The 19,081-nt window shown below is 67.1% G+C and carries 12 protein-coding genes and 2 pseudogenes; 7 read left to right on the forward strand and 7 right to left on the reverse strand.

Features of this window, described 5'->3' with window-relative positions:
* Positions 1–143 precede the first annotated feature (143 nt).
* From ACGF2V_RS16390 to ACGF2V_RS16405, 4 genes are all read left to right on the forward strand, one after another.
* Positions 144–3,503 carry a nitrate- and nitrite sensing domain-containing protein gene (locus ACGF2V_RS16390; protein WP_362707933.1) on the forward strand — a complete coding sequence of 1,120 codons (3,360 nt, stop codon included), beginning with the start codon at positions 144–146 and terminating at the stop codon, positions 3,501–3,503.
* A gap of 10 nt (positions 3,504–3,513) precedes the next feature.
* The gene (locus ACGF2V_RS16395) at positions 3,514–3,927 is read left to right on the forward strand and encodes a roadblock/LC7 domain-containing protein (protein ID WP_026057603.1); all 414 of its coding nucleotides are present in this window, start codon (positions 3,514–3,516) and stop codon (positions 3,925–3,927) included.
* Positions 3,928–4,038: 111 nt separating this feature from the next.
* Entirely contained in the window at positions 4,039–4,626 is a 588-nt protein-coding gene (locus tag ACGF2V_RS16400; RefSeq protein WP_362618863.1) for a DUF742 domain-containing protein, read from the forward strand.
* Positions 4,607–5,188, forward strand: coding sequence for an ATP/GTP-binding protein (locus tag ACGF2V_RS16405; RefSeq protein ID WP_014048542.1), 582 nt, complete (start codon positions 4,607–4,609; stop codon positions 5,186–5,188). Before ACGF2V_RS16400 ends, ACGF2V_RS16405 begins: the two co-directional genes overlap by 20 nt.
* Positions 5,189–5,324: 136 nt before the next feature.
* On the opposite strand, the gene ACGF2V_RS16410 is transcribed toward ACGF2V_RS16405, so the two are convergent.
* The 4 genes from ACGF2V_RS16410 to ACGF2V_RS16425 form a co-directional block, all read right to left on the reverse strand.
* On the reverse strand, positions 5,325–5,528 hold the full coding sequence (locus tag ACGF2V_RS16410) for an acyl-CoA carboxylase subunit epsilon (protein WP_362618865.1): 204 nt from the start codon (positions 5,526–5,528) through the stop codon (positions 5,325–5,327).
* A 90-nt stretch (positions 5,529–5,618) separates the two neighbouring features.
* Entirely contained in the window at positions 5,619–7,202 is a 1,584-nt protein-coding gene (locus ACGF2V_RS16415) for an acyl-CoA carboxylase subunit beta (RefSeq protein ID WP_362618867.1), read from the reverse strand.
* Between the two features lie 345 nt (positions 7,203–7,547).
* Positions 7,548–8,993: an ATP-binding protein gene (locus ACGF2V_RS16420; RefSeq protein ID WP_362708001.1), complete on the reverse strand. Its 1,446-nt coding sequence runs from the start codon at positions 8,991–8,993 to the stop codon at positions 7,548–7,550.
* A gap of 80 nt (positions 8,994–9,073) precedes the next feature.
* Complete coding sequence (locus tag ACGF2V_RS16425) at positions 9,074–9,562, reverse strand: ATP-binding protein (protein ID WP_362707930.1); 489 nt, start codon at positions 9,560–9,562, stop codon at positions 9,074–9,076.
* 112 nt (positions 9,563–9,674) lie between these two features.
* Here ACGF2V_RS16425 and ACGF2V_RS16430 point away from each other — a divergent pair, with 112 nt between their 5' ends.
* Both ACGF2V_RS16430 and ACGF2V_RS16435 read left to right on the forward strand, forming a co-directional pair.
* Positions 9,675–10,496 (forward strand): helix-turn-helix transcriptional regulator, encoded by an 822-nt coding sequence (locus ACGF2V_RS16430; RefSeq protein WP_362707927.1) that lies wholly within the window; start codon positions 9,675–9,677, stop codon positions 10,494–10,496.
* Positions 10,493–10,756: a DUF397 domain-containing protein gene (locus ACGF2V_RS16435; protein ID WP_362707925.1), complete on the forward strand. Its 264-nt coding sequence runs from the start codon at positions 10,493–10,495 to the stop codon at positions 10,754–10,756. The genes ACGF2V_RS16430 and ACGF2V_RS16435 overlap by 4 nt, the downstream gene beginning before the upstream one ends.
* Before the next feature lie 161 nt (positions 10,757–10,917).
* On the opposite strand, the pseudogene ACGF2V_RS16440 reads toward ACGF2V_RS16435, so the two are convergent.
* Positions 10,918–11,247 (reverse strand): annotated as a pseudogene (locus ACGF2V_RS16440) (transposase domain-containing protein); the annotation flags it as partial.
* Positions 11,248–11,648: 401 nt separating this feature from the next.
* On the opposite strand from ACGF2V_RS16440, the pseudogene ACGF2V_RS16445 reads away from it, so the two are divergent.
* Positions 11,649–11,870, forward strand: a pseudogene (locus ACGF2V_RS16445) (sugar hydrolase); the annotation flags it as partial.
* Positions 11,871–12,282: 412 nt separating this feature from the next.
* On the opposite strand, the gene ACGF2V_RS16450 reads toward ACGF2V_RS16445, so the two are convergent.
* Together ACGF2V_RS16450 and ACGF2V_RS16455 are read right to left on the reverse strand one after the other, a co-directional pair.
* Entirely contained in the window at positions 12,283–12,468 is a 186-nt protein-coding gene (locus ACGF2V_RS16450; RefSeq protein WP_362707923.1) for a hypothetical protein, read from the reverse strand.
* 41 nt (positions 12,469–12,509) lie between these two features.
* Positions 12,510–18,947, reverse strand: a complete 6,438-nt coding sequence (locus tag ACGF2V_RS16455) for an RHS repeat-associated core domain-containing protein (RefSeq protein ID WP_362707921.1) — start codon at positions 18,945–18,947, stop codon at positions 12,510–12,512.
* Positions 18,948–19,081 lie beyond the last annotated feature (134 nt).

Consider the following 19,081-nt stretch of genomic DNA (forward strand, 5'->3'; position numbering starts at 1 on the left):
GCTTGGACCACTCGGAATGGCTGATTCCGAGTGTTTGGAACGCGACCGCTCCCCGTGCTGGAATTCGACGGACTTCTGAGTAGTACGGCCCTGAACGAAATACGGCACACCGTAGGTGCCGACGCCGAGAGGTTGTTGTTCGAGTGAGGCGAAGCAAGGATGGCTCCGCGGCGCAGCCTGAGCGGGGCAATTTCACCCCGCCGTCGCGCGCCGCCGCATCGCCAGCCGATGCGACCAGGGAGACGGGGCCGGGCGGCAGCACCAGCCGACTGGCCCCGCGCAACTGGCGGGTGCCCACCCGGCTGAACGCCATCCTCCTCGTTCCGGTGCTGGTCGGCCTGGTCATGGGCGGCTTCCAGGTGAAGGGGTCGGTCGACACCTGGCAGGAGGCCCAGGACGCCGAGAAGACCGCGCTGATCGTCCGCGCGGCCTCCGAGTACGGCCAGGCGCTGCTCGACGAGCGCGACCTCTCCGCCCGTCCGCTCCTGTCGAACGAACGCGACGACGCCACGATCGACCGGGTCCGGGCCGCCACCGACGCCGCCGCGGCCGAGTTCGACGAGGCCGTGAAGGACATGCCCGCCAAGAAGGGGCTGGAGCGGCGTCTGCAGCTGTTCCGGCTGGAGGAGCCCAAGCTCCCCGAACTGCGCAAGGCCGCCTACGCCGCGGGCATGGACCCGGTGAGGACGGAAGAGGGCTACGTCCAGGTGCAGCACTCCCTGATGGAGTTCGCCAACGAACTGGGCCTGGGCACCGAGAACGTCACCAGCTACGGCCGCACGGTCTACGCGATCCAGCTGGCCCAGGCCGCAGAATCGCTTCAGCGCTCCATCGGCATGCATCTGCTGGTGCGGCCGAGCCGCAAGAGCGCCACCTTCGACGCCCAGGTGAAGGCGTTCGGCTCGTACAACTACCTGGAGCGGATCGCGCTCGACGAGTTCGCTTCCGGTGGTACGGAGGCCGACGCGAAGCGGCTGCAGCAGGTCATGACCGCCCAGTCGGCCGCCGGGGCGAAGGAGCTGAGGAAGGCCGAGGAGCGGGCCGAGGCCGCGGGCACCCCCTTCGTCGACCCGCCGAGCGTCGACGGCTCGGTCTTCGACGGCATGGCCCAGCAGATCGCGCGGGGCGCGTCTCCCGAGAAGCTGGCCGCGAAGGGCATCACGCCGGAGACCTGGATGGTGGCCGCCACCGCCAAGTTCGACGGCTACGCCACGATCGAGAAGGAACTCGTCGACAAGGCGGTGGCCGAGGCGGCGGGCATCTCGTCCGACGCCCGCAACGACGCGATCGTCGACGCCGCCGTCGTGGTCGTCGCCCTGCTGGCCGCCTTCTTCCTGGCCGGGCTGATGGCACGGCAGATGAGCCGTTCGATGCGCGAGCTGCGCACGGCCGCCTTCCAGATCGCCGAGCAGCGGCTGCCGATGCTGGTCGACCAGTTGTCCAGGAACGATCCGGGGCTGGTCGACACCCGTGTCCGGCCGCTCCCGATCGACAGCCACGACGAGATCGGCGAGGTCGCCCGCGCCTTCGACCAGGTGCACCGCGAGGCGGTCCGGCTGGCGGCCGAGCAGGCCATGCTGCGGGGCAACGTCAACGCGATCTTCACCAACCTCTCGCGCCGCAACCAATCGCTGATCGAGGGCCAGCTGACCCTCATCACCGACCTGGAGAACAACGAGGCCGACCCGGACCAGTTGGAGAACCTGTTCCGGCTGGACCACCTGGCCACCCGCATGCGCCGCAACGGCGAGAACCTCCTCGTCCTCGCCGGCGAGGAGCCCGGCCGCCGCTGGAACCAGCCGGTCCCGCTGGTCGACGTGGTGCGGGCCGCCTGCTCCGAGGTGGAGTCGTACGAGCGCATCGAGGTGTCCGGCGTAACGGAGACCGAGATCCACGGCGAGGCCGTCACGGACCTCGTGCATCTGCTGGCCGAGCTGCTGGAGAACGCCACCACGTTCTCCTCCCCGCAGACCAAGGTGCGGGTGACCGCGACGCGGCTGCCCGACAACCGCGTGATGATCGAGATCCACGACAAGGGCATCGGGCTCACCCCCGAGGACTTCGCCGACATCAACCACCGGCTGGCCAACCCGCCGGTGGTGGACGCCGCGGTGTCGCAGCGGATGGGCCTGTTCGTAGTGGGTCGGCTGTCCGACCGGCACGGCATCCGCGTCCAGCTGCGCCCCTCGGGCGAGCAGGCCGGCACCACCTCGCTGGTCATGCTGCCGGACGCCATCACTCACGGCGGAGGCGGCGAACAGGCTGAGGGACAGGGCGACTTCACCGTCTCCTCGATCATTCCCGAGCAGGAGGAGGCCGAACAGCCCGCGTCCCGGCCCCAGATGCGCACCGCGGCGGAGCTCGGCTTCGACGACTCCCGTTACGAGCAGCCGTCGGCCGGTGCCATGCCGCTGGACCCGGTGGGCCGTTCGCTGCTGCGCGAGGAGCGCCGGGCGGCGCTGGGCTCTCCGACGGCCGGTGAGCAGCCGCGGTTCGCCCAGGAACCGCACGCGGCGGGTCGGCCCGTCGACGGCGCGTACGCGCGGAGCGGGTACCCGGAGACAGGGTTCGCCGGGGACAACGGCTACGCGGACAACGGCTACTCCCAGGAGCCGTACGGGCAGGCGCAGTACGGTCAGGGGCCGGACGCTCAGAAGTCGCATGCTCACGAGTCGTACGCTCAGGATCCGGGACGGCGGCACCACTCCCCGGAGGAGTACGGGCACGAGCAGTACGGGCGGGAGCAGTACGGCCCGGCCCCGTACGAGGGCGGCTACGCGCCGCACCCCGGTGGCGACGGCTCGGCCGGACAGCCCGGTGCCATCCCCCCGGGCGGCTACCAGGAACCGGCCTATCCGGAAGCGGCATATGCGCCCGGCGATTCCTCCGGGCCGGCGCACGAGGAGGCGTTCGCCACCGGCCCGCAGCAGGAGGAGTGGGCGGACCGGGAGGGCTACCCGCAGACGCACGAGCCCTCGCCCCGAGCGGAAGCGGAATCTGCCCCGAGCGCCCCCGCCGAGGCGCCGGAAAGCGTAGGCTTCAACCGTCCGGGACCCACCCCGAACTCCGGCCACGAGCTGACCGAAGCCGGTCTGCCGCGCCGGGGCAGTCAGCAGCACTGGCAGCCCACCGGCCGCGGAAACAACCGGTCGCTCGCCGCGCAACAGCCACAGCGGCAGGACGAACTGCCGCCGCGGCAGTCGCCCCCGCGGCAGGACGAGAACGGCTCCGACGACTGGCATTCGACGAACGACGAACGCTGGGAGCGGGCCGAGAAGCTCCGCGAGCCGAAGGCGGGCGGGGTCACCCCGTCCGGACTTCCCCGGCGGGTACCCAAGGCCAATCTGGTCGAGGGTACGGCGGAGCAGACACCGCAGGGCGGCCCACAGGTCTCCCGCGCACCCGAGGACGTCCGCGGCAGGTTGCTCAACCTGCGGCGGGGCGTACTGCGGGGACGTAACGCGGGTTCGGACACAAGTAACACCTACAACCAGGAGCGTTAGTGTGAGCCCGATGAGCCAGGCGGCGCAGAATCTGAACTGGTTGATCACCAACTTCGTGGACAACACCCCCGGGGTGTCGCACACGGTGGTGGTCTCCGCCGACGGACTCCTGCTGGCCATGTCGGAGGGATTTCCGCGTGACCGTGCCGATCAGCTCGCGGCCGTCGCCTCCGGTCTGACCTCGCTGACCGCGGGTGCCTCCCGGATCTTCGAGGGCGGCGCCGTGAACCAGACGGTGGTGGAGATGGAGCGCGGTTTCCTCTTCATCATGTCCATCTCCGACGGATCCTCGCTGGCCGTGCTCGCGCACCCGGAGGCCGATATCGGTCTGGTCGGCTACGAGATGGCCCTTCTCGTCGACCGTGCGGGCACCGTCCTCACGCCGGATCTCCGAGCCGAGCTGCAAGGAAGTCTTCTCAACTAGCAAAAGGAAGTCTTCTTAACTGATAAACGGACAGTGCGTTTCGCGCCACCGGGCCATAAGGTGCGGTGGCGCGGCCCCACTGGATTGGGACCGGCAGGCGGAGGAGGAATCGTGACAACACCCCCAGACGGGCACCGGTACAACGGCGGCCAGGACGTGCCGGGTGAGCACGGGAGCAATCCCTTCAACTTCCCCTCCGCGCCCAGCGGACAGGGCACACAGCAGCAGTTCCGGCCCTACCCCCATCAGTGGCCTCAGCAGCCGCACAGCGGTCCGCAGGAGCCCGCGTGGCCTGCGCAGCGGCCGTACCGCGACGCCCCGCCGCGGCAGGCCCCCGAGCCGGCCGCCCCCACCGCGCACAATCCGCTCGTCCGTCCGTACGCCATGACCGGCGGCCGGACCCGACCGCGCTACCAACTCGCGATTGAGGCGTTGGTCAGTACCACGGCCGATCCGTCCCGGCTGCAAGGGCAGTTGCCCGAGCACCAGCGGATCTGCCGGTTGTGCTTCGAGATCAAGTCGGTCGCCGAGATTTCGGCACTGCTCTCGATACCCCTCGGCGTTGCCCGGATCCTCGTAGCCGACCTGGCAGAGGCCGGACTCGTCGCTATCCATCAGCCCGGCGGCGACGAGTCCGCCGGCGGCCAGCCAGATGTGACACTGCTCGAAAGGGTGCTCAGTGGACTTCGCAAGCTCTAGCGGCGGAGCAGCCCGCTCCACTACCTCGGCGAAGATCGTGGTGGCAGGGGGCTTCGGCGTGGGTAAGACCACGTTCGTCGGTGCCGTTTCGGAGATCAACCCGCTGCGCACCGAAGCCGTGATGACGTCCGCGTCCGCGGGCATCGACGACCTGACGCACACCGGGGACAAGACCACCACGACGGTGGCGATGGACTTCGGCCGGATCACGCTGGACCAGGACCTGATCCTGTACCTCTTCGGTACGCCCGGACAGGACCGCTTCTGGTTCATGTGGGACGACCTGGTCCGCGGCGCCATCGGCGCCGTCGTCCTCGTCGACACCCGCCGCCTCGCCGACTGCTTCCCCGCCGTCGACTACTTCGAGAACAGCGGCCTCCCCTTCGTCATCGCCCTCAACGGCTTCGACGGACACCAGCCCTACACCCCCGACGAGGTCCGCGAAGCACTCCAGATCGGACCCGACACCCCGATCCTGACCACGGACGCCCGGCACCGCGCCGACGCCAAGAGCGCGCTGATCACCCTCGTCGAGCACGCGCTGATGGCACGCCTGCGCTGAGGACCAGCCCCTCCCGGTGGCGCCCACGGGCGTCACCGGGAAACGAGGCCCGGGAAGAGAGGTCCGTACGACGTGACGATGCCCCGCACCCACCGGAAGACCGGGAGTGCGGGGCATCAGCGCGTCGTGGTGTCCGTCAGCCCTGCCAGGAGTGCGGGGCGCGGAAGCCCGGGGTGCGCTCCAGACGGCGCCACCCGGCGGTGCTGCGGCCGCGGTGGGCGGGGGTGGCGGCGGGCTGCGCGGCGGCGCGGGCGAGCAGGACGGCGGTTATCGCGGCCAGTTCCTCGGGGTCGGCGATGCCCTTCTCGACGCGCAGCACGGATGCTGTGGCAGTGCTCATGGGTGGTTTCTCCGTCTTCTCGACAGGTCTTCTGGGCAGGTCTTCGCGGACTCGGCGGCTTCGCGGTGCTCCCGCGAAGCCGGCCGCGGACTACTGCGGGGGGTTGCCGTGCTTGCGGGACGGCAGATCGGCGTGCTTCGTGCGGAGCATGGCGAGCGAGGCGATCAGCACCTCGCGGGTCTCGGCGGGGTCGATGACGTCGTCGACCAGGCCGCGCTCCGCCGCGTAATACGGGTGCATCAGTTCGGCCTTGTACTCCTTGACCATGCGTGTCCGCATGGCCTCCGGGTCCGCGGCCTCGGCGATCTGCCGGCGGAAGATCACGTTGGCCGCGCCCTCCGCGCCCATCACGGCGATCTCGTTGGTCGGCCAGGCGTACGTCAGGTCGGCACCGATGGACTGGCTGTCCATCACGATGTAGGCACCGCCGTACGCCTTGCGCAGGATCAGCGAGATCCTCGGCACGGTGGCGTTGCAGTACGCGTAGAGCAGCTTCGCGCCGTGCCGAATGATTCCACCGTGCTCCTGGTCCACACCCGGAAGGAAACCGGGGACGTCCAAAAGAGTGATGATGGGAATGTTGAACGCATCGCACATCTGGACGAAACGGGCCGCCTTCTCGGACGCCTCGATGTCCAGGACACCGGCCAGGACCTGCGGCTGGTTGGCCACGATCCCGACGACAGAGCCGTCCATGCGGGCGAGGGCGCACACGATGTTGCGGGCCCAGCGCTCGTGGATCTCCAGGTAGTCGCCGTCGTCGACGAGTTCCTCGATGACCTTGTGCATGTCGTACGGGCGATTGCCGTCCGCGGGGACCAGGTCCAGCAGGACGTCACCGCGCCGGTCGGCCGGGTCGTCGGAGGCGACCGTCGGCGGGTTCTCGCGGTTGTTCTGCGGGAGGAGCGAGAGGAGGTAGCGGACCTCCGCGATGCAGGTCTCCTCGTCGTCGTACGCGAAGTGGCACACGCCCGACGTCTCGGCGTGCACGTCCGCGCCGCCGAGGCCGTTCTGGGTGATCTCCTCGCCCGTGACCGCCTTCACGACATCCGGGCCGGTGATGAACATCTGCGAGGTGTCCCGCACCATGAACACGAAGTCCGTGAGCGCCGGAGAGTAGGCGGCGCCGCCCGCGCACGGGCCGAGCATCACGCTGATCTGCGGGATGACGCCCGACGCCTTGGTGTTGCGCTGGAAGATCCCGCCGTACCCGGCGAGCGCGCTGACGCCCTCCTGGATACGGGCGCCCGCGCCGTCGTTCAGCGACACCAGCGGGGCGCCCGCCGCGATGGCCATGTCCATGATCTTGTGGATCTTGGTGGCGTGGGCCTCGCCCAGGGCGCCGCCGAAGATCCGGAAGTCGTGCGCGTAGACGAAGACCGTACGGCCGTCGACCGTGCCCCATCCGGTGATCACACCGTCCGTGTGGGGCTTCTTCTGCTCCAGGCCGAAGCCGGTCGCCCGGTGCCGGCGCAGCTGCTCGACCTCCCGGAACGAACCCGGGTCGACCAGCAGCTCGATGCGCTCACGCGCCGTCAGCTTGCCCTTGGCGCGCTGCGCCTCGGTCGCCCGGTCACTCGGTCCGCGACGGGCCTGCTCACGCAGCGCCAGCAGCTCGGCCACACGGCCGCGGGTGTCGCTCGGCTCGCCCGGGATTTCGTCCACAACGGTCATGCACCGACCCTACGAACCCCGGCAAGCAAATCCTGCCGTCGACTCCGTACAGTCTCCCGACCCGATTCCTGGCGGAGCCGCACAGTGCGAACGCGCCATGCAAGCGAAGTACCAGCTTCTGACGGTCGGCTGTTGTGCAGTCCCCACAAAGTTCCCCTGTGGTCTGCCGCACACTCCTGTCAGCCTCACGGGGTGCTCCGGTCGGGCGTTCCGCACGAGGGTACGCCCCCCGGGCGGACCGCGGTCCGCGGTGTCCGGGGCCTTCGGGACAGCGGGGGACGGCCAGGACTGCCAGGGCCTTCGGGACGGCGGGGCGAGCGACGCCGTCGGCACGGAGCGGAGCGCTCACTCCCCCGCGTACAGCCTCCGCAGGTCGACCAGAACCACTTCGCCCCGCGCCTCCGCCTTCCGCAGCTCGTCCGTGAATCCGGCGCCGCTGTAGCAGGCGAGCCGTACGGCGGAGGTGTCGGTCCCGCGGGCCGCGAGCAGCGCCGCGATGTGCCGCAGCCGGTCCAGGTGCCCTTCCCCCATGACCTGGTCCCACTTCGCCTCGCCCAGGGAGAGCAGGACGCCGTTGTCCTGCCCCACGGCCCCGCGCACGACGACGTCGACCTCGTGACCGGTACGCGCCCCCGGATCGGCGACCGTCCCGTACGAGACATCGATCGGCATGCCCCCGAACGTCTCCGGTGCCGCGAAGTGCGTCACCCATTCGCGGCAGATCTGCTCGAAGTGCGGCCCGACCACCGCCGACCGGAACCGGGCGCGCGAGCTCTCCCAGACCGGCTCGGCGAGTCCCCGGTCGAGCAGGGGGAGCTTGGTCCGGGAAATGACGTGATCGAACGCGATGAGCGGTTCGCCGATGCGGTACACACTCCGGTTCCTCCGGAAGGCGTCCACTTCACGGCGTACGAGACCGCAGTCCTGGAGCACCGTGAGCGGATGCGTGATGTCCCCCGCCGTCCGGCCCAGACAGCCGGCGATCCCGCCCGCCGTGGCGTTTCCTGCGGCCAGGGCCCCGAAGACTGAGTGATAGAGCGCCCGGTCCCGCAGATCCGCCTCGTCGGCCAGCAGGTACCTGGCCTCACGGTAGAGCGGCGAGCGCGGCGACAGGGCGGTACGGCACACCCACGCGTCGAAGTCGTCGATCCCGTCCGGGACGTCGTCGCGTACGAACTCACGGCGGTAGGCGGGAGTCCCGCCCACCACACTGTGCACGAGCAGCGCGAGCCGGGGATCGTCGATGCCCCAGAAGGCTGCGGCCTGCCGGAAGTCGAGCGGCTGGACGATCAGTTCGAGGCTCGCCCTCCCCCTGAGCGGCGACGTGCCGCTGAGCAACCCGCCCATGAACGCGAGCGAACTGCCGCACAGCAGAAGCCTGGTCCGGGACTCCAGCCGCTCGGGCCGCCGCGGACCGTAGGCCACCTGGACGATGGACGGCAGCGACGGCGTGGCGCGGGCGAGGTACGGGAACTCGTCGATCACCACCGGCACCGGCCGCTCCCGCCCCAGCGCGAGCAACGCGTCCACGCCCTGCTCCCACCAGTCGAACCTCAGCGCCCCGGCCGCCCCCGTGTACTGGCCCAGCTCCTCCCCGAACCGCCGCAGCGATTCCGCCTCCGTCGCCTCGTACGCGCAGAAATAGAAACCGCCGGCAGCCCGTGCGAGCGAGTCCAGCAAGAACGACTTCCCTTGCCGACGCCGCCCCGACACCACGCCGAGTGTCGCCTCGGGCCCGGGATCGGCAGCGAACGCGGTGAGCTCGCTCCATTCCCAGTCCCGGTCGAACATGTCGGACGGTTTCACGAACGTGCGGGATGCGGCGGAGCCGCGAAGTCTCCCGGTCACAGGGCTACCACCTAGAGCGCGGTTTACAGAATCACACTTCCCAGAAGTACGTTTCCGTTAACGACGCCGCTCACCTCGGGACACGGGCCCGCACCGCACCGCCGCACCGCGAACTCGCACCACACCACCTTGCCGGGGTTCCGCTCCCCCACTCCCCACTTGTCCGCGAGCGCCGCCACCAACAGCAGCCCCCGCCCGCCTTCCGTATCAGGGGCTGGGGCCGCACCGACCGGGCACACCTTCCCGTCGCCGCTGTCATGGACCTCGACGCGCAGGATGTCATCCGCCGGTTCCAGCCGCATGCTCACCTGGTACCCGCACCCGGGCGGGACGCCGTGCAGCAGGGCGTTGGTGACGAGTTCACTCACACAGAGCAACACGTCGTCGGCACGGGACTCGCACGCCCAGTCGGTGAGCACCTTGCGCACGAACTGCCGTACGAGCGGCACGGATCGCCGCTCGCGACTGTGGAACGACGTGCAGGAGTAGGGGAGTTGATTTGACTCATTCACACCATCAAGGTCACACAACGTCACTAGCTTTGTTCAGCGTGTGAGGCCGTACGTCGCACACGTACGGCCTCTGACGGGTCGCTACGGGTTTCACAACGGGGAGAGGCAATCCATGCACTCGGCGAAGAGGAACAAGCGGATCACGTCCTGGCATCTGATCGGCGCCCAGTTGGCGACGTTCCGCAAGGCGGCACGGATGACACAGGCGGCGCTGGCAGACCGGTGCTGCGTGGGCGAGGAGACAATCGCGTCGATCGAACAGGGGCGCAGACCACTCCAGGCGGACTTCGCGGTCCAGTTGGACGAACTGCTGGAGACGAAGGGGGTGTTGCAGGTCGCGGTGGCGAGGGTGCCGAAGAAGGAGCGGTTCCCGGCGTTCGTGCAGGACTACATCGACTACGAACAGGACGCGCTGACACTGCTGTCGTATCAGAACCAGTTGGTGCCAGGGCTGCTCCAGACCGAGGAATACGCCCACTTCCTCTACTCCTGTAAGTACCCGCCGCTCGAAGAGGACCAAGTGGAGGAGTGGGTGGCTGCCCGCCTTGATCGGCAGCGGCTCCTGCAACGCAAGCCCCGCCCCATGCTGCACTTCATCCTGGAGGAGAGCATCCTCCGCAGCGAGATCGGAGACCCCGTCACATTGCGAGGGCAGATCAAGCACCTGCGCCGCTGCATGGAACTTCCCTTCCTGGGACTCCAGATCATGCCGATGAAGCTGCCGAAGCACGTCGGGCTCGACGGTCCGATGGTCCTGTTGGAGACTCCCGATCACGACCATCTCGCGTATGTAGAAGGGCAACTGACCAGCTACTTGCACGACGACCCCGACGACGTCAGCGTGCTTCAGCAGATTTATGGGATGCTTCGTTCGCAGGCGCTCTCCGTCGACAAGAGCGCATGCCTACTGGACGAACTGCTTGGAGAGAAATGACCCGCGCAGCACACCCGGCACCCCGCACCACCGCCCTGGCCTGGTTCAAGTCCAGCCACAGCGGCCCCCAGGGCGGAGACTGCGTCGAAGTCGCCTACGACTGGCGCAAGTCCAGCCACAGCAGTAGCCAGGGCGGCGAGTGCGTCGAGGTGGCCGCCCACCCCGCGGCCGTCCACATCCGCGACTCCAAGGTCGCGGGCGGCCCCGTCCTCACCGTCCAGCCCACCACCTGGACCGCCTTCATCACCGCCACCATCTGACAACTCACCGGCCTCGACCCGCTGTTCGGGCCGAGGTACCGGTGAATGTGCAGGAACGTCCCGTCAGTCGCTGAGCCCCAGCCGCAGCGCGAAGACCCCGATGACGGTGCCGGTGACACGATCGAGGATCCTGCGAGCCCGCGGCTTCTGCAGCCACGTGCTCAGCGCGGTCGCGGAGACGATTGCAGCGGGGTGTCGCGGACATCGAGGTATGTGCCGTCGATCGCGACGGTCAGTAAGCCCTTGAAACGGGCGCCGACGGTACGGATCGCTGTGGCCGGCCCGCGCAGCAGGTCGAACAGGGCACGCATGGGGCGGACACCGAGACGGGTCCGGGCGTGCCAGAGTGCCGTGCCGGTGACCTCCGCGAGCGGTATCGCCTCCAGCGCGGCGGTGAGCTTGCGCCAGACGGCCAGGTAGCCGCAGTCCTCGAACAGAGCTGCGGCCAGCAGCAGGTACACCACCACCCGGGCCGGGATCTTCCACAGTCGTTGCTGGAGGGCACGGTCTCGATGATGGCCGCGTCGACCATCTCGAACGGGACGATCTGGGTGAGTTCCCCCAGGTACCCGGGGGCGAACAGGCCCTTGGCAACCCTGATTTCACGCGTGATGACACACTGATCTGACAGCCGAGCCTCCGGTGCCGTGAACGGTTGTCTTAGTCGACTGCTAGTTCTACCAGGGCCCCGCTTCTCACGTCCGAAGTCGCCGCAGATCAGAGCGCGCTTGCCAACGCCCCCAGAGCCGTAACTTCACGGCCACGGGCTTTAGGTCCACACGCCGCGGCCGGGCTCTGCTCGCGCGAACGTCAGAATCTGCACAAGCACGGCACGCATCTGCTGGATGTCTCGTCCGGCACATGGAGTTCCTCCAGGTCTCGGAGTCCTCTCGTGCTCTCACTCAGAACGTTCCTGAGTCACGGCACCGCCGATTCCGCCGCCGTCGCCTCTCCCCTCTGGGGCGCCGCCCTGGGGCCGAGTGTCTTTGCCGCAGCCCCGGCCACCTGTGAACTCGCGCTGGAGAACCGTTCGTTGCACGGCAAGGGCAATGCCCACGTCACCGGACACGAACAGGGCACCGGCCGCTGGATGCTGCTGTGGGCCGATGGGAGTCCCCCGCCACGCCCCAGGTGCGAGCGCGCTACTGACCGTCGTACGTCCTGTAACCGGTTGCCATGAGCCATTGACTCGGCGGCTCGCGAGTCAATGGTGAGTGGTCGGTGGCGGCCTGTTCCTGGGGCCGCGCGGCAAGTTCCATGGTTGGCGTCAACTCGCTGGACGGGCCGCTCTTCGCGAGTGCGCGCTGGGCCGTCTTGCTACCGGCCGCCTCCGCCGCCCACCTGATCACGCTGCGCGAGGACACGGGACACCCGATCCGGCCAGGCATCAACATCGCTCTGAGGAACCTCACGCTGGCCCCAAGGAGACCAACGGCCGAGGGAACAGCCACTCGCGCCCGTCGACACGGGAGACATTGGCGCGTTCCACCTCACTTTTTCCGGGCCACCCTTTCGTCGCGAAGCCCTCAGAGAGCGATAGGACGATAGGCGAAAGCTGCTTCGACCACCTGCTCTGGCGAGAGGGGCGGATCGGAGTAAAAGATCAAATCAGATACGTTCGGATCAGGCACCTGCTCACACAGAAGTTCGAGCATCTGGTCACCCTCATCCTCGGTCCCGCGCGCTTCCATGATCGCCGCCACCAGCTGCACAAGTTCACCCCTGGACATCATCGCCGGTCACCCCGGTCCCTTCACTTTTGATGATAGTCAAAATCAAGCACTTCCTGATGAAATCTAGGCGTCACAATTATTATGTTACTCATATCATACACCCCTCCGCCGTGCTGAATAGGGGTCACATGATGCAGAACATACCTGTTGTTCTTACCGACATTCTGCCCGCGGCCAACAAACGGAGCTCGCCCTTCCCGCATATTCGACTGATTAGCTTGACTAAATTGAGAGGCCAACCCAGAGTCCGATGCAACGGCCCGCCAAAAAGCCTCGCGAAAATCGCCAAAATTCTTAAAATCCTGCCCTTCCAGCTGACGCGCTATTTGACCAGGGATCTTACCCGCATTACCGTGACTCCCCTTCAGCCACTTCCCAGAAATATCACGGCGCCCACCCCCTCCCCTCGTAGGGCCGCGAGAGTTTCGAAATTGCGTTGCCGACTTCGAACTGACTAGCTCTCGGTGCGAAAAGAGTGCAGCGGCAGCACTCGGAACGAGATATGCATCGCTCGATGTGTCGTACCCCTGGTCGGCCATCCAGTTGTCGTACTGCGCGCCGTAATCACATCCAGGAGCACCGGGCTCCCCAGCACCTCTACAGTCACTGTCAAATATCCATCCAAAATATTCTGCAGCACGGGGAGCGTTCCCGATCGCGCCATAAAACACCTCTCCAACCCCGTAATAAAATCCCTCCAAAAATGAAGGCACTCCATCATTTCTACGGATTTCCTTACGCTGCGCACCTCCACTATGCGTCCCACCACTGCTCTTACTGCTACCACCACCGCCACCACCAATACCGAAATTACTATTGCTTATATGGCTGCTGCGGCTGTCGTAACTGTGGTTGTCGAAGTCGCCTACCGGAACCCTCAAACCTGTGGGGTCACTGGATGTGACCGGGGTGTTGTTGGCGTAGCTGTAGCCGTTGAGGGACTGGTGCTGGTCGAGCGACAGGACGGGGTCGACGCTGATGAACTGGCCGATGCCGGGGTCGTATTCGCGGGCGCCGATGTGGGTGAGGCCGGTGGTGTTGTCGGCGGGCTTGCCGAGGAACGCCTTGTCGTCGGGCCAGGTGGTGGGGTTCGTGCCTCGGGGGGCGCCGAAGGGGGTGCTGTAGCGCTTTGTGACCTCCTGAGTGGTGGCATCCGTGGCGATGCTGCTGGTGCCGTGGTGGTCTGCTGCGAGGAAGCTGAGCTTGCTGCCAGCGGTACCGAGCGTCGCGGTGCGGACCGCGATGGTCTGACCTGCGGCGCTGTAGTAGCGGGTGCCGGACACCGTCTTCGTCGTGCCCTTGGTGGTGAGGCGCACCTCTGTGGCGCCGAGGTACAGGACCGTGTCGCCGTCTCCGGTCGCGCGACGGATGAGGAGTTCGCCGTCGGCGTCGTAGAGGTAGGTGGTGCCGAGAGCGGGTTTGGTGCCGGCCGCTGGTTCGGTGGTGGAGGCGAGTTCGCCTTCGGTGTTCCAGGTCAGGGTCTGGGCGGCTTGGGTGCCGGGGCGGCCCGTCGTATTGCCTGCCTTGTCATATATGTACGAGGCAGTCCGGGCACCTGTCGTCTTGACGAGTGGGTGAGGCTGTCCGTTCGATGTCTTGTATTCGTAGGAGGTGGTGGCGTCCCCAGCACCTGTGTGAGCGGTCTCGGTTTCGCGTTGGCCGGAGTCGTTGTAGGTGTAGCTGGTCCAGTACGGGGCGGCGCCGTCGAGGTTGGCGGTGGTGCGGCCACTCGTCGCGCAGTCGGAGGTCTTGGGGGTCCAGGCTTCGGTCAGACGACGGTTGGTGTCGTACGCGAAACACTGGTTGTCGGCCTTGGCCGTGCCACCGAGAGTGGTGGGGTCGAAGATGGACTGGACATTGCCTGCGTCGTCCTGGGTGAAGTTGAGGTCCTGCAGCATGTACGGATGGGTCTGGTCCGTGACGGAGCTGCGGGTGAGCCGGCCGGTGCCCGGCTCGTATTTGTTGGTGATGTAGGTGTTCTTGGCACCAGCGCCCAGGGCGAGTTGCTCGACCTGACCGATGGCCGAGTAGGTGACGCCGAGGAGATACGTGGTGGTGCCGGAAAGCTCTGTGGTCAGACCCGCGGAGTTGTACTTCGGCTGGACGGTCTCCGTGGGCAGCCCGGCGACTCCTGGCTCCTTGGTGTTGTTGATCGTGCCGTCGAGCCGGTAGTCCGTGCTGAGGGTGGTCGTGGCCGGGACCGCTCCGGAGGTGACCAGTGGATCATCAGTCGGCAACGCGATGTCGGTGCTGGTCACCCGTCCGAGAGTGTCGTAGGCCGTGATCCTCTTGGTGTACGCCTTGCCGGTAGTGCCCCCGACATACCGGGTGGATGCGTCGGGCCGGCCCTTGAGGAGGCTGTCGTAGCTCCAGTGGGCAAGTTTGTCGGCATCCGTCTTCGCGGTCTGCCAAAGGTCCGTCTTGCGGCCGAGTTCGTCGTAGCCGTACAGCAGTTTCGCGTTGCGTGCATCGGTGGTGGACTCGATCTGGTCGAGTTCGGTGTACTCCGTTGTGGTCGTACCCTTGTCCGGATCGGTCAAGACGCTCTGGCGGCCGAACAGGTCGTACTCGTAGGTCCACTTCGCGCCGTCGATACCGGTGACCTGCGACTGCTTGCCGTCGCGTGTGTACTCGTGCTTCACCCGGGTGTAGGCGGTGCCCGTCATGGCGCCGTAGTCGGTGTCGTTCGGCCGGCTGCCGGCGTAGGTGCGGGTCTCGGCTGTGCGGCCGAGCGCGTCGGTGATGACGCGGGTGGCATTGCCGCCGTCGACGGCTGTGGTGGCCGTCGAGTCACCGGTGTAGCTGGTGGTGGTCGACCACCGGTCTTCGCCGAACACCGTGAACGTGGTCGTCGTCGGACGCGCCGCGGCATCGTACGTCGTCCGGGTCAGGGCCGGGGTGTGGGCGTAGGAGGCCCGGGCGTACTCCCCGTTCGGTGCCTTCAGGTTGTCGTAGATGTCCGCGTAGGTCTCGTAGGCGAGGCCGCGTGAGTCGTACCGGGTATCGGTGAGGACGCGGCCGCCGAGGGGTGATTCGGTCTGAGTCTGAAGGGGCCGCAGGAGGGCGTCGGTGATGGCGTAACTGGTCTGGTAGCTCTTGCCGTCCGCCTTGAGCGTGGAGACCGAGGTCCACGGCTGGCTGCCGCGGGCGAAGTTGTAGGCGTACGTGGCTGTCGGGGTGTCGATGCCCTTGGTGCGGTTGGGGGCCCAGGTGTCCGTGACACGGCCGAGGGCGTCGTAGGCGTTCTCGGTCTTCTTGAGGTTGGCGTCGAGAGTACTGGTGACCGAACCACGCGCCGGATCGACGTAGGTGTATGTCTTGTGGATCTGCCCGTTCGAGGTGAGCTTGGGCGCGGCGACGATGGTGGATGTGAGCGGTCCGACAGCAGCGGGATAGTACGTCGTGGTGGTGGTATTGCCCTTGGCGTCGGTGATGCCGAGGGGACGCCCGAGGGCATCGAACGTGGTCCTGGTGGCCGTCTGCCAGCCGCCGCTGAGGACGGGAGTGCGGTCACTCGTGCCCGCCGCCGCCGGGTAGGCCTGGGCCCTGCCGGTCCAGGTGGCGAGGCCACGGGTCGGTGTCTGGGAGGCGGACCAGCCAGTGGCGGTTGCGTTGTCGTAGACGGCGGCGGTGTCGGAGAGCACATCGCCACGCTTCTTGGAGTCCGGCGGAAGATTCAGCTTGTCGTCGGTGATGGCGGTGCCGGTGGAGTCCAGGCATGCGGACGCCACGGTCCGGGTGCGGGAGACAAGGTTGGTGATGCCCTTGTCGGGGTTGCGGGCGTACCAGGTGCGGGTACAGGTCTCGTCCCCGCTCTTCGCCATGTCTCCCATGGCATCGGTCTGGGTGACCACGCCGTAGGCGCTGTCGTACGTGTAGGCGGTAGAGGTTCGGCGCCAGGTGCTGGTGACCGGCAGATAGGTGCTTTCGTAGCTGCGGGCGGTACGAGTGAAGAATGCCTTGGTGTTGGCGTAGGAACGCTGCTGGCTGGCGGTCTCCTTGGCCCAGATGTCGTGGAACTTGACGGAGACGGGCTGCTCGCCGTTGTACGTGAGTTCCTCTCGCAGGAACCCCGCGTACTGGTCGTGGTCGGTGACGTCCGGTGCGTCCAGGCCGGCTACGTCGATGCCCGGAACGACGACGTTACGAGTGGTTCCGTCCGCGCGTTTGTCACCGTGCATGCCCTGCGCATAGAGACGGACAGTCTTGGACCGGGGGTGGTCGGTGTCTCCCGTGTAGGTGGTGACGGTGCGGTAGCCGCGCCAGCTGGACCAGGTGCGCTCGTCCTCGGGTGTGAAGGGGTCCTTGTTGTAGTGCCAGCCGGGACTCTCGTATGTGTAGGAGTTCTCGACCGCCGGGTTCTGGCCGGCCGGGTCGGACGTGGAGACTGCGACGACGTTGTACTTGTGGAACCAGTCGAGCTTCGGGTCGCCTCCGTTGATGGGCCAGTACACCGGATAGCAGGACAGGTTGTTGTCGTCCTCGGCCTTGGGCATCCTGCTGCCGCGGACGCACTGCGGATCCGAGAGCGTGACAGTGGTGATGGCGCCTGTCTCGGTGGTGATGGTGTTGATACGGGGACGGGTCAGCGGAAGGATGTCGTCGCCGTCCGAGTCCACGCGGTTGGGCCGCATGTGGTAGCCGAATTCCACCGGCGGCACGGTGATGGTGCCACCGTTCTTACCGGTGCGCTGGAGGGATTTGAGAGTCAGCGTCTTGTCGGAGGGGTTGCCGATGTCCGCGCCGTCGAGGAACTGGTAGGTCATGGCGTAGCTGTCGACCGGCTTGTAGGCGTCGGGCTCGGCAGCCGTGGACCAGACGCTGGTGTTGATGCCGGTGAGCATCTTGCGGGTGAAGAACGTCGGCCCGGTGGGCAGGCAGTCGGTCTCACCGGCCGCGCAGATGGCGTCGAAGGGCACATCGGGCCAGTTCTTCGCGGTGTCCTCGGTCAACGAGGAGCAGTCCGCGGCAGTGCAGCGTTCCTTGTATGTGAATTCGATCCTGCCGGAGGCGTTGCCGGTGAACAGGGCATCGGAGCGCTGTCCGTACTTGATCTCATCGAGGTATCCGCCGCGGGTGTAGGCGGCGAGCTTCGTCTTGTCACCGTTCTTGGCATAGTGGTTGGTCTCCGCCTTGTACCAGTAGGTGGAGGCGTTGCCATGAACGTCGGTGACCAGGTCGAGGTTCCAGCGCCATGCCTGCGTCTTGGCGCGGCCGGAGAAGCTGGTGGCGGAGGAGTATCCGGGTTCTCCGGAATCGTCGCCGAAGACCGGGACGGTCCAGACCGAATTGGTGCGCTCGGTGCCGGCCCCTGGAAGCTTGTTCAGGCCGAAGGTGTAGGTGGTGCCATCCCCTGTGATGACCTTCCAGTACTCCCCCTTCCCGTCCCCTTTGCCGCTGACGATGTCGTCGCCGTCGTCACCGTTGTCGGCGCCGGTCTCGTGAACGACCTGGGAGGCATCGTCGTTCTTCAGACGCCAGACGCCCTTCGCGTCGTCCTTGACGAGTTCGGTTGCCTTGCCGTTGAGGACAAGAGAAGCGTTCTCGTACTTCCAGCACTGGTCCGACTTGTCGTCCTGGCCGTCGTCGTCGCAGGTGCCGTACTTGCGCTCGATGTAGGAGGAGGTGAGGTCGAATCCTTCACCGAGCATGGACCCCTGATTGTTGGTGTTCGCGGTACGGCCGTCGACGCTGCCGGAGTCGTAGGACAGCGAGAACGACGGGGCTCCGCCTGCCGCGGCGGGCGGCACAGTGATCGGGTAGGACCAGGTGAACGCCCCGGATGAACCGCCCGCTTCCCAACTGGAGGACGCATCGAGCGGGGTCGCCTTGTAGTCGCCGTTACCGGAAGCCGGAGTGGCGGCAGTCGCCGTCACGGCGAACACGCCCGCGTCGGGCTTGCCGCTCTTCGTCAACGACATGCGGGGCAAGGCAGCTTGTGCTGTGACAGTCTGTTGCGTGGCGTTGTTCCGGGAAAGTACGGGTGTCTGGGTACGACACTCGGGCTTCTGCGGGGTGGTGAGTGCGCAGGCGGGCAGGGTGACGAGCCCGAGGCGGGCACCCCAGTCGCCTCCGATCGCATCGGCGAAGGTCGAGTAGTCGACAGTGATCCCGGCACGACCCGGGTTCTCGGCGGCAGCGGTGAACACAACACCGGTGACGCCCACGCTGCGGGACGCCTTCTGGTCGAGCACGCTCACCGTGGCCGTGCCCCTGGCCACTGCGGTTGCGCTTCCGTCGGGCGCTGCGGCCCTCATCCGGCCGGGCGCGATAACGGCGAACGGAAACGTACCGGCATCAGCGGATATCTTCTGCGTGTTCTGCGAGGCCTTCGGCCAGTGGGTCGCACGCTCGCTGCGTGCCCGCGTTGCCTGCTTTTCGTTGGTGGCCTTGTTCTTCGCCGCTCGGTCACGCGCCGCTTTCGCCCCGAGCGCGGAGACGGTCTTGACCTTGCTCACACGCGGTGCGGGAACATCCGGCCGTCCCAGTGGCTCCGAAGCCGCGGCCAGCGGTGTGAGGCCGACCGGTACCGACAGGGCAAGGACCAACGCTCCGATCACAGGGATACGGGTTCTCGGGGCCCCGGAGGCGG

The organism is Streptomyces sp. NPDC047982, from assembly GCF_043204165.1.
GTDB lineage: Bacteria > Actinomycetota > Actinomycetes > Streptomycetales > Streptomycetaceae > Streptomyces.